This window comes from Streptomyces sp. NPDC055815 (assembly GCF_053616475.1).
Map to the genome: position 1 here is coordinate 83,330 of NZ_JBSHDU010000033.1, position 10,770 is coordinate 94,099.

The 10,770-nt window shown below is 67.4% G+C and carries 12 protein-coding genes and 3 pseudogenes; 10 read left to right on the forward strand and 5 right to left on the reverse strand.

Going from position 1 to position 10,770, the window contains the following annotated elements; all coding sequences use genetic code 11:
* Positions 1–139 precede the first annotated feature (139 nt).
* Together ACWGN5_RS21865 and ACWGN5_RS21870 are read left to right on the forward strand one after the other, a co-directional pair.
* A pseudogene (locus tag ACWGN5_RS21865) lies at positions 140–971 on the forward strand (SDR family oxidoreductase).
* Positions 972–1,047: 76 nt separating this feature from the next.
* Positions 1,048–1,247 (forward strand): annotated as a pseudogene (locus ACWGN5_RS21870) (IS5/IS1182 family transposase); the annotation flags it as partial.
* Positions 1,248–1,263: 16 nt separating this feature from the next.
* On the opposite strand, the gene ACWGN5_RS21875 reads toward ACWGN5_RS21870, so the two are convergent.
* Both ACWGN5_RS21875 and ACWGN5_RS21880 read right to left on the reverse strand, forming a co-directional pair.
* Complete coding sequence (locus ACWGN5_RS21875) at positions 1,264–2,118, reverse strand: DUF4253 domain-containing protein (protein WP_453517636.1); 855 nt, start codon at positions 2,116–2,118, stop codon at positions 1,264–1,266.
* Between the two features lie 473 nt (positions 2,119–2,591).
* On the reverse strand, positions 2,592–3,296 hold the full coding sequence (locus ACWGN5_RS21880; protein ID WP_453517639.1) for a restriction endonuclease: 705 nt from the start codon (positions 3,294–3,296) through the stop codon (positions 2,592–2,594).
* 123 nt (positions 3,297–3,419) lie between these two features.
* On the opposite strand from ACWGN5_RS21880, the gene ACWGN5_RS21885 reads away from it, so the two are divergent.
* From ACWGN5_RS21885 to ACWGN5_RS21895, 3 genes and pseudogenes are all read left to right on the forward strand, one after another.
* A complete protein-coding gene (locus ACWGN5_RS21885; RefSeq protein ID WP_453517642.1) occupies positions 3,420–3,566 on the forward strand; it encodes a hypothetical protein in 147 nt (48 codons plus the stop codon).
* A 122-nt stretch (positions 3,567–3,688) separates the two neighbouring features.
* Positions 3,689–4,744, forward strand: coding sequence for a phosphotransferase family protein (locus ACWGN5_RS21890; protein WP_453517645.1), 1,056 nt, complete (start codon positions 3,689–3,691; stop codon positions 4,742–4,744).
* A 43-nt stretch (positions 4,745–4,787) separates the two neighbouring features.
* A pseudogene (locus ACWGN5_RS21895) lies at positions 4,788–5,604 on the forward strand (IS5 family transposase).
* Here the strand turns inward: ACWGN5_RS21895 and ACWGN5_RS21900 are convergent.
* Complete coding sequence (locus ACWGN5_RS21900; RefSeq protein ID WP_453517648.1) at positions 5,567–6,163, reverse strand: SMI1/KNR4 family protein; 597 nt, start codon at positions 6,161–6,163, stop codon at positions 5,567–5,569. The pseudogene ACWGN5_RS21895 and the gene ACWGN5_RS21900 overlap by 38 nt on opposite strands.
* A 255-nt stretch (positions 6,164–6,418) precedes the next feature.
* Positions 6,419–7,027, reverse strand: a complete 609-nt coding sequence (locus ACWGN5_RS21905; RefSeq protein ID WP_453517650.1) for a hypothetical protein — start codon at positions 7,025–7,027, stop codon at positions 6,419–6,421.
* 262 nt (positions 7,028–7,289) lie between these two features.
* On the opposite strand from ACWGN5_RS21905, the gene ACWGN5_RS21910 reads away from it, so the two are divergent.
* Complete coding sequence (locus ACWGN5_RS21910) at positions 7,290–7,631, forward strand: DUF5713 family protein (protein WP_453517652.1); 342 nt, start codon at positions 7,290–7,292, stop codon at positions 7,629–7,631.
* Between the two features lie 195 nt (positions 7,632–7,826).
* A complete protein-coding gene (locus ACWGN5_RS21915) occupies positions 7,827–8,456 on the forward strand; it encodes a class I SAM-dependent methyltransferase (RefSeq protein ID WP_453517654.1) in 630 nt (209 codons plus the stop codon).
* A 241-nt stretch (positions 8,457–8,697) separates the two neighbouring features.
* Here the strand turns inward: ACWGN5_RS21915 and ACWGN5_RS21920 are convergent, their stop codons facing one another.
* Entirely contained in the window at positions 8,698–9,006 is a 309-nt protein-coding gene (locus ACWGN5_RS21920; RefSeq protein ID WP_453517656.1) for an immunity 53 family protein, read from the reverse strand.
* 233 nt (positions 9,007–9,239) lie between these two features.
* On the opposite strand from ACWGN5_RS21920, the gene ACWGN5_RS21925 reads away from it, so the two are divergent.
* The 3 genes from ACWGN5_RS21925 (at position 9,240) to ACWGN5_RS21935 (ending at position 10,612) form a co-directional block, all read left to right on the forward strand.
* Complete coding sequence (locus ACWGN5_RS21925; protein ID WP_453517659.1) at positions 9,240–9,755, forward strand: hypothetical protein; 516 nt, start codon at positions 9,240–9,242, stop codon at positions 9,753–9,755.
* Between the two features lie 75 nt (positions 9,756–9,830).
* Positions 9,831–10,250: a helix-turn-helix domain-containing protein gene (locus ACWGN5_RS21930; RefSeq protein WP_453517662.1), complete on the forward strand. Its 420-nt coding sequence runs from the start codon at positions 9,831–9,833 to the stop codon at positions 10,248–10,250.
* Positions 10,250–10,612 carry a transposase gene (locus ACWGN5_RS21935; protein WP_453517666.1) on the forward strand — a complete coding sequence of 121 codons (363 nt, stop codon included), beginning with the start codon at positions 10,250–10,252 and terminating at the stop codon, positions 10,610–10,612. Before ACWGN5_RS21930 ends, ACWGN5_RS21935 begins: the two co-directional genes overlap by 1 nt.
* Positions 10,613–10,770: the final 158 nt, after the last annotated feature.

The window sequence follows — 10,770 nt, forward strand, 5'->3', positions numbered from 1 at the left end:
TGGACCCACTCCTCGTGCCCAGTCATGGAAGCGTGGACATGCCCAGCCGGGCGGAGCGTCGGGCGCTCCTTGACCTCAAGCAAGATTGAGGTTCTAGCGTGTCTTCTACTTGATCACCTGATGACGGGAAGACACGCCCATGATCCTCGTAACCGGAGCCACCGGAAACATCGGCAGTGCCCTTCTGAAGGAGCTGCGCGCGCGGTGTACAGCAGCTGAGGGGTCTCACCCGGGATGCCGCACGGGCTGTCCTCCCCGATGGGGTCGAGGCCGTGGAGGGCGACCTCGCGGATTCGGCCGCGTTGCATCCCGTACTGAAGGGTGTGCGCTCGCTGTTCCTCGTACCGCATCTGGGTTCGGACGCCGCCATACTCGACGCCGCCCGGAAGGCGGGTGTGGAGCACGTCGTGCTGGTGTCGTCCATCACCGTCCAGACGCACCCGCACCTCGGCCCCGCCGCCGAGAACCTGGCGGTGGAGGAGCTGCTCAAGGCGAGCGGCATGGCCTGGACCATCCTGCGACCGACACAGTTCGCCTCGAACACCCTGATGTGGGCGGCCTCGATCCGTGACCACGGAACCGTCCGCGCGCCGTACCCAGAGACGGCGCTGCCGACCATCCACCCCGCGGACATCGCGGCGGTGGCACGGGTGGCACTGACCGAGCCCGGCCACCACGGGCGCACGTACACCTTGACCGGTCCCGAGCCGGTGACCGCCCGGCAGCAGGTCGAGGCCATCGGGGCGGCACTGGGCCGAGAACTGTCCTTCGCCGAGATCAGCCGCCGGCAGGCCCACGCACAGATGATCGCGGCCTTCGGCGAGGAGGCCGCGGACGCGGTCCTCGACGTCACGGGCGGAGACGTGAACGACGAGCTACTGATGGTGCGCGACACGGTTTCACGGATCACCGGAACGCCCGCCCGCCCGTTCCGCCAGGGGGCCGAGGAGAACGCCAACGCCTTCGGCTGATCCGCCTGGGCCTGGGCGCGTTCAGCCGTACGCAGGTGGGCACTGCCGCAAGCACGCCGAAACTCGAAGATCTGCCGTGGGTCACCGCCCGCGGCAAGGACACGCCAACGGCCGCCCACCGGCCATCGACGCCGAGGCGTACGAGCAGCGCAACGCGGTCGAGCGATGCGTCAACCGGCTCAAACGATGGCACGGTCCGACCATGCGACCGGACAGCTCGCCGTCGCCTACCAGGCCACGCTCCACCTCACCGCCCCCTCATCTGCGCCCGACGATGGCCACGGGGCGCCGCTCAGTCCCACCACAGCGACCAAACCGTCGAACGAACCATGCCATCGCCGGCGGTCCGCGGGTCCTGCACGGTGTCGGAGCAGTAACCCAGCAGCTCTGTGGCTGCCTGCGCTGCGGCCCGGGGATCCAGAGGCGGTCGGTCGACGACCAGCTCCAGATACGCACCCGAGGCGAGGAAGAGCTCGGCGCCCCATTGCTCGTGCCAGCGCCTCAGCAGCGCCGCGTCGTCGGCCGGAGTGAGGATCCGGTCGCCGTATCCGAACCAGTTGCCCGTCCCGATCAAGTGGGGCAGCACCACAGGCACCTCGTAACCTCCCCGCACCGGAACGAAGTTGAGCCACCGGGGGCCCCAACCCCACGTGTCCCGATCGCCGGCCCCCCAGCGCGACACCCCTGACAGCGGCTCCGCGAGCTCAGGTCCCAGTTGCGGTGCGAGACGGTCGGGGTCGTAGTCGTCCCGCCAGCCCTCCCGATCCTCCTCGTCCCCACCGACGCACTCCATCGACCACCGGAACCCCGACACCACCACGGACGCCGCACGCGCGTCGTGGTCCTGGCACACCACCTCGGCGATAACGTTCTCCAGAGCAGCGGCATCAACGCCGCTGTGAAATCCGGCTCCGGCCACTCCCTCCGGCGACATCAGGCTGACGTGGGGCCACCAACCAGTCTCGCCATGCTTCCCGCGCCACTCGTCCCAGACGTCACGCATCCGGTCCCGTTCCACAGAGACCCCGATGACCTCAACGCCTGCGGGTGTAGTCGCCCGCTTCGGAGGCGACTGGGGATAACAGACGCTCAGGACGCGAAAAAGCTCGTCAGCGGAAAGGTGCGGCTGATGGAGGAAGGTGCTCATGATGTCCGGACCCTACGGTCCACCCACTCACCGCGCACTCCGATATCCCCCCGCAGCAGCAACAGCACAGAGCTGAGCACCCGCCAAAGAGGCAGGACCCAGTGACCGGTCTCGATTGGTTGGCGGGTTAATTGATCCGTCGATGCTGCAGCGAGAAGCGGTCTCCAGGTCGCGAGCACGGAGCTGGTTTGCGCGGCGTCGTCCGGAGGGGTTCGTCCGACCGGACAACCTGGACGAGGGGCGGCGGGTCGAGCGCATCAGCCGGACGACGAAGGATCTGGTGAGGCTGAGGCGAACGACCACGGTGATGACGTCCGCGCGGGCCGGTCGGTGCCGAACATGGAGCGGGGGGACGCCCTCCAGGACGAGCACACCCAGACTTCCTCGCCAAGACGTACCGGATCCTGGCCCTCAACGACACCCGCCGACCGACGGGCGGGTGGTCTGCGTGGACCGCACTCCGGGAGACGCCCTCACTCGTACGTCTCCTTCCAGCGCGCCCGATGCCGTCGATCGCCCTGCCCGTGACCGTTCACCGCGCCGAGCGACAGCAGCGACGCCCCGTTGTTCCACAGCCCCAGGTGATCGCGGTGGACGGCGAGCATGCCGTTCTCCTTGGCGAACTTCTCAGCCGGCGCGCTGAAGTACGTCGTGGCCACGAAGATCGCCACGTCGACCTTGAAGTGCACCTTCGCGCCGAGCAGGTCACGCACCTCCCGGCTGGGGATCTTGCTCTTGGGCGTGTACCGCTTGCACTGGATCACCATGCTCCGCCCATCGGGAAGGGCCCCCAGGACGTCGGCGCCGTTGTCGTGCGAGCCGCCGACCCTGCGCACGTCGGTGCATCCGTCCCGCCGGCACAAGTCCACGATGTAGTCCTCGAACTCCGTTCCGGTCATCGCGTCGACTTCGGCGAGAGTCCGGCGTCCGGCCTGCACTGCCTCGTCATGCCGCCAGCGCCGGTCAGCGCTCTTCACGGACCGATCGGTACGCCACAGCCACCATCCACCACCAGCCGCACCGCCGAGCACCATTGCACCGATGAGATAGGGCCAGAGCACGCTCCAGAAGAGCACCACAACGACGCTCACGCCGCCGGCGATCGCGCATCCGACCCTGAGCCGCTGCCGACGGCGCTCGCGCGAGGCCGATACCCGCCGTTTCCGTGCCGCCGCCATGGCCCTCCCTCCCTCTGGTCCGGCACAGCAGCATCAAGGAAGAGGGGTCATCCCGTAAGGGCGCCGATCAGCCATTGACCGATAAATGGCAGGCCCCGGGGCTCCACTGCCGACTGTTCCGCGATGCCGCCCCGGCTGCAGGTGATCATCGGCGAATTGCAGGAGCAGCCCGACGAACCACTCCTCCGACAGAACCTTCAGGACGCCCGACAGCCGACGGTCGTCCTGCGTTTCCGCGTAGACGCGGGCGTCGAGCTCCTCTTCCTCTGACGTAAGGGAGTCCCCAAGCAGCCGACACCCCCACCCCGGCCGCAGTCACAGGACGGCCCGGAGAAGGACTTCGACAGGGCCGGGTCGCTCGCGCGCGCCAAGCCACGGTTACGCTCGTCGGCATGCTGAACCGTGTTCCGTTCAATGCGGCGCTGCTCTCCACCGTAGGCACCCCCAAGCGCACCGAGCTCCTTGACAGCAGTCCGCGGTCAAGGGTCTGGCGGGTGCGGCTCGCCGACCGACGATTGGTGATCGTCAAGCAGATCAGGGACCGCGGGGACACAGGCGCCGACGCGAACACGCGCTTCGCGCGGGAGGTCGCCGGGCTACGTCTGGCGGGGCGGGCCTCCGGGCCTGCCGTGGCCCCCGCCGTGCTCGCCACAGACCCGTCCTCTCGGGTGATGGTCCTCGAGCACGTGGACGACCTCGGCAGGACGGACGACTGGATGCCTGGGTACGCCGAGTCGCTCGCCCGGCTGCACGCCCTGACCGGGCCCGCCGATGCCGGTGCACTACCGGTCTGGTCGGGGCCCACGGCCACCGACGCGGAGTCGTTCCTCGCCCTGGCCAGGGCGCTCGACGTGTCCGTACCGTCCACGGTTCCCCATGAACTCGCCGCCCTCCTGGATCGGTTGGACCCCACCCCGCATCACGCTCTCCTGCACGGCGATCCCTGCCCCGGCAATGACCTGCGCACCGCGGACGGCGTCCGCTTCGTCGACTTCGAGCGGGCCTCGCTCGGCAACGGCCTGATCGAACTCGCCTACTTCCGCATCGGCTTCCCCACCTGCTGGTGTGCCATGTCGGTCACCGCGGCCCCGCTCACGGAGGTCGAGGACATCTACCGGACCACCTGGCGCGGCCTCACCGGGAAGGACGTGCCGGGTGACCTCGCCGACGCATGCGCAGGCTGGCTGATCCAAGGCGACGCGCTCGTCGAGCGGGCCCACCGGGGAACGGTCGACCAGCTCGCCCGCGTGCCCACCGAGGACTTCGAGTGGGGCTACGTCTCCGCCCGTGAGCGGCTCGTCCACCGCCTGGGCGTGGTCGCCGACATGACCCGCGACCACGACCACCTGCACGCCCTCGGCCGGCTCAGCTCCGCCCTGGCCAACCGCCTGCTCGAACGCTGGCCGAGACTGCGTCCACTGCCCACGCCTGATGCCCGCCCTTGGTAGTAAGACGTTGTTTCTAATGGCGTGATCGTTCGTTCAGCAGTGCATGACTGATCTCGTTGAGCGGCTGGTGCCGGACGAGTTGTGGCTGCTGTTCAGGCGGGTGGTGGCACCAACGGTGGTGATACGCCCGCAGGGCGGGGGCCGACGCCGAGCCGACGACCGTGAAGCCTTGGCCGCGATCATCTTCGTGGCGACCTCGGGCTGCACGTGGCGGCAGCTCCCACCGGTGTTCGGCCCGAGCTGGCAGACGGTCTACCGCAGGTTTGCCCAGTGGAGCAGGGACAGGGTCTGGGCCAGGCTGCACCGCGTGATCCTCGACGAACTCGGAGCGCGAGGTGAGGTGGACTGGTCCCGGTGCGCGATCGATTCCGTCAGTGTGTGGGCCGCAAAGGGGGGCCGCTGACGGGACCGAATCCGACCGACCGCGGCAAGCTGGGATCAAAGATCCACCTGATCACCGACAGGAACGGACTGCCGTTGTCCCTGGGCATCTCCGGTGCGAACATGCATGACAGTCAGGGTCTGGAGCCTCTCGTGTGCGGCATCCCGCCCATCAGGTCGCGCCGCGGACCCCGGCGCCGACGGCCGGCGAAACTGCACGCCGACAAGGGCTACGACTACGACCACCTGCGACGATGGCTCCGTCGGCGGGGCATCCGCCACCGCATCGCCCGCAAAGGCGTCAAGTCCTCGCAACGACTTGGACGCCATCGCTGGGTAGTCGAGAGAACCGTGTCTTGGCTGGCCGGCTGCCGAAGGCTCCACCGCCGCTACGAACGCAAGGCCGAACACTTCCTGCCTTCGTCGGCATAGCCGCAGTCCTCATCGGCTTTCGGCGTCTCGGTCGAATGACCAGGTGACCTCTGCACGGACCGAAGGGAGTCCCCAAAGCTCCACAGCCTCCGTGACCAGGTCGGCGAGGAACTGAACCATGCCTCCGGTGTAGTGCCACCATCCACCGTTGCGTGAGGCGACGGTGACCGCCCAGTCCCCGGGTCCGGTCGGGCTCGTAGTCCAAAGGAAGAGGTCACCCTGATGCGAGGTCGCCCAGGGAAGCAGACCGCCTGGTGAGGGATACGGGTACACCGGGACGGCGAGGTCCGCTTCCTCGCACCACTCGGCGACGATCTCCAGATCGTCGCGAACGCCTTGCACCCAAGCCTCCTCTTGGCCGGGGATCGGTGCGACCACACGGATGAAGTCGCCCAGGTCGAGCGTCGGATAAAGGCTGCACAGCAACTTAAAGTCTGCTGGGACGGCCGTGCCCAGCTCAGTCTCCACCACGCTCCAGTCCACGTTGGCCGACGTAGGCAGCCGATGCGCAGCAAGGCCGGGCACGGCCCGTTCCAGATAGGCAACCGCCTCAATGGCTTCGGTCAGTCGGAGTCGCGGGGCCTGAGTCCCGATGAGGTCGTCCACCCACTCAGACTCTCAGACCAACCGCGCGCGACGCCCCAAGGTCCCAGGAGCCAAAAAGACAACCTCTAAGCCGTCCCCGCCGGACCACCTCCCCGACCAGATGGTGATGGCGGCGAGTGGAATCCGAAATGAGGTAGACGGTGGCGGAAACATCCCCACGGCCGCGGTCCACCTAATTCCTCGCAGGCCGGCGGGGTAGGTGTTGGACGGAGCACGTAGCTCGCGTCTGGCGACAGTGGGCTGCCGCAGAGGTGACTACACGGCCCCCGACTTGGACCGCCAAACGGCATGTTCCAGTCCACCCCTGTCGTGACCGAGAAGCGCGGCCGCTTCCTCGTACACTGCGCGCAGTTGCTCGTAGGGGAGATCCGAAACGCCGGCGTCTTCAGCGAAGGCGCGCAGATGTACGTCGACGGCTATCTGTGAACGGCCGACAAGGTTGCCGATGTAGTCGATGCTCTTCGGGCCTACGCCCTTCACCGTACGCAGAGCAGCGCGATTGGCTTGCTGGTCGAGCCACGTGTGGAGGTCGTCGCGGGTGTCGACCCCTTGGGCAGCCAGGAAGTCGGTAATGGCGTGAGCCGTCGCGACCTTCCGTGCGTGGTTGAACTTCATGGCGACGGCAAGGTCTTCCGTGGCGAGCCGGGTCTGGAACCCGCGGACTGTTCTCGCGTCCGGCCAGATCGTTTGCAGCCTGAGAAGGCGCGGCCGGAGGGTCGTCTCGTAGTTGCATCGGGGCTGGAAACTGACATCACAGATGACAGCGCCCATGTGGTGCCATCCGCCGGGCTGGGGAAACGGGCCATCGCCCAGAAGGTGCCGAATGTGGTGGGCGAGCCGCTGGGCATGGCTGGGTACGGTCATGGCCCCATGATGACGCCCTCGTCTGACAACCTGGACGCGAAGCGCGAAACTGTCGAACGGCCCCTGACGGGGAGCTACGTGAGCGTCGAAACGCGTGCGTAGCGACAAGGGATTCGAGCCGTCCACGGGAATCACCTGCCCAGCCCGCGGAAGACGGCTCGACGTCGTGGTGATGTGAGGGGATGGCGTCCATCCGGGGCGTCGTTGTCAGTGGTGCCGTGCATGATCGGCGCATCAGCTTTTCGCGGAGGTGGGAAGTATCGTGCCGATCACAAACCAGCAAGTAGCGGGACACGCGTTCCTGCGGGAGATGTACGACGACTCGTACTTCCCCGACCACCTGGTCGACAGGGGAAACGGGATACTGCTGCGGCTGTGCGAGCGCATTGAGGCGGGGCAGCCGTCGGATCTGGAAGGGCTGTATGAGCTCACCCAGGCCGCGACGGAGGAGTTCAACCTGCTGGACAGGGATTTCGTGGCGTCGGGGAGCGAGATCGAGACGGTCGCGCGCGAGTGCATCTGTGACGATTTCTGCTTCGTCGCGTCGGCATACGGATTCACGGACGCGGATGCCGAGGAGCTGACCGCCGGCCGGGACTGGTGAACGAGGACCAGAAGGTCACCTCCATTCAGAGCCACTCGTGGGGAGCTGCGCTCAGTACGGTCGCTTCACAGCGGACCGCCATGCCACGCCGGTCCGCCCGGGGCAACAGGGACTCCATCCGCTCCACTGCACGTCCGCCACCGCACCCCGACCTGCCACCAGATCAATCACCGGTCCGGCTATAGAGTCCTGCCTGTGGCGAACCATCAGGACGAGACCAGGGCGGCCTACGACGGAGTCGTCGAGCTGTACGCATCGCTGTTCGCAAACCGGCTGGAGACACAGCCGTTCGCCCGGGCCATGATCGGCACCTTCGCCGAACTGGTGCGCGCGACGGGCAACCCGCGGGCGGCGGACGTCGGGTGCGGGCCCGGACATCTGACAGCCATGCTGCACGAACTGGGCCTGGACGCCTTTGGACTCGACCTCTCCCCCGGCATGGTCAATCACGCCCGGCGGGCCCATCCGGCGCTGCGCTTCCAGGAGGCGCGGATGGAGTCCCTGCCGATCGAGGACTGCGCGCTCGGAGGCGTACTGGCCCACTACTCGATGATCCACACCCCTCCGGGAGAACTGCCGGAGCTGCTCGCCGAGCAGGTACGCGTCCTGGCGCCAGGTGGTCTGCTCCTGGTCTCCTTCTTCGGGACCGAGGGACCGGAGCCGGTCCGGTTCGACCACAAGGTGGCACCTGCCTACAGCTGGCCGGCGGACCGCCTCGCCGAACTGCTGGCCGATGCCGGGCTCGTTCCCTTCGCTCGGCTGCTCCACGATCCCGCCTCCGAACGGGGCTTCCTCGACGCCCACCTGCTGGCCCGCCGTTCGTAGGTCCTGCCCGGCGATACCCGTCAGGTGTCGGTGTGCCTCCGGACTGCCGACCCGGCGGGCGCTCGCTGATCCGACGGGAATGTTCAGAAGGGCTCGTACTGTCCGAGCAGGAGGGACAGCGGCTCCTCGCCGCCCAACGACCCGAACACGTCTGCATCCGCAACCGCATCCACAGCGAGAAGGGCATCCGATGGAGCGTCCGACCCGCGCTCGCGGCGTGACGGGTGTGCGGTCACGCTGCTTACGGGGCGCTCGCCGTTGCCCAGACCCGGAACAGCGTGAGGGCCTCGGTCAGGTTGCCGGGTCCGCACGCGATGTGAAACGCCGTCTCGGCCGTCCAGGCCATCACCCAGTCGTGCTCGCTCCGAGTGACCCGCTGTCGGGGATACTCCCGATCCGCCAAGACTGTCTCCTCAAGATCAATCTTGACGGTCCAGCCCGGGTTGTCGAGCGTCGCGATTTTCATGCCCCATTCGTGTTCCCAGTCGCCATCACACTGCGAGGCGTACCAGCTCTGCAACCAGTCGAAGACGTGCACGGATTCAGCCATGGACGCACATGCTAAGGGCTGTCCCGTAACTGTTGATCACGGGTGGGATGAGACTGAGCGGCTTGGTTGGCATCTATGCACTTGGATCGGCAGCAGTACGCGTTTCAGTTGACACGGGGGTCCTGCACGCTGCACCGGGTAATTCCCAGGCATCCCGTCCAGCGTTCGTCCTATCCTGTCCGCTGCCGTCCATGCCGGGACGGACTCGACGAAGGGGCGGCGGAGTGCCGGACGTGTACAAGATCATGCTGGATGCCGAGTTGAGTAAGGCGTTCGACGTGTGGTCCGGCTATCTGAACGCCCGGACTGGCGAGGATCCCCAGGTCCGCGGACGACTGCGCTCCACGTTGCAGTCGGCCCGCGAGGCAGCTGCCGAGGGCGAACTCGCGTCTGCACGCGCCTTGGTGACGGAGATGTACGACGACGCCCGAGAAGCTGACCTGCCCTTGGCTCCCGTGCAGCCCGGACCCTGCACGGCGGACCGGCAGGCGCGCGACTACGCCAAGGACGAACTGCGGCAGGTGCTTCCTGTGCAGCTGCGCGAGGATCTCGATAGCATCGCGATCTACCTGAGCGTCACGGGCCGCCGCCTCCAGACCGCCCCTGGCCTCGACGCCGCCACACGCCAGGACATCCTCTACATCTCGGCCCGCGCCGGGATGGCTCTTGATCTCGCCCACCCGACAGCAGCGCGACGAGAACTCGAACGCCTCAAGGCAATTGCGCGACGCTGCAACGTGGCGCCCTGAGAGCCGAGCAGCCCAGTTGGCGCGCGATGCCAACTCGGATGCTCAGTCACATGAGACGAGCTTGGTGTGGCTGGTGTGATCACGACGTCGGATTCATCCTGGATAGCCCCGTTCAGCGGGCTGAGCCCTCGCAACTTCGCCAAGCTGGTGACCGTCCTGCGGCGGGCGGGCGCGGATGCAGTCCGCAGGGGGCGGCCGTGGAGCCTTCCGCTGGAGGACCGGACCCTGCTGGTCGCGGCGTACTGGCGCACGAACCTGACCATGCGGCAGCTCGCCCCGCTGTTCGGGGTGTCCAAGCCGGCGGCGGACCGGATCATCGACCACCTCGGGCCGACGCTCGCGCTCCAGCCCCGCAAGCGGTTCGCCAAGGACACCGTGCTCATCGTGGATGGCACCCTGGTCCCCACCCGCGCGACCACACCATTGCCGAGCAGTCCAAGAACTACCGGTACTCCACCAACCACCAGGTCGTCATCGACGCCCACACCCGCCTGATCGTCATGTCGGCCGGCCGCTCGCCGGAAACCGCAACGACTGCAAGGCGTGGGAGGAATCCGGCGCCAAGGCCGCCGTGGCAACACGCTGCCGCCGTCGGCAACACGCTGACGATCGCCGACGGCGGCGGCTACCCCGGCACCGGGCTCGTCATGCCCCACCGCCGGCGCAAGGGCGAAGAGCTTCCGAACTGGAAACAGGAACACAACAAGTCCCACAAGCAGGTCCGTGCCCGCGTCGAGCACGTCTTCGCCCGCATGAAGACCTGGAAGATCCTCCGCGACTGCCGCCTCAAAAGGGACGGTGTCCACCACGCCACGCTCGGCATCGCCCGCATGCACAACCTCGCCCTCGCCGGATAGGCAAGCGGACCCATCGCCACCGGCCCGGCCCGGCGACTCAGAGATCATTTACGGGACAGCCCTTAGCTTGATCTTTAACATGCGTCGTCGAACGATGCGTCGTACTTGATCACTCGGTTCGGTAACCGCCGTACACGGAAGCGGCCTTCGTCTGAACA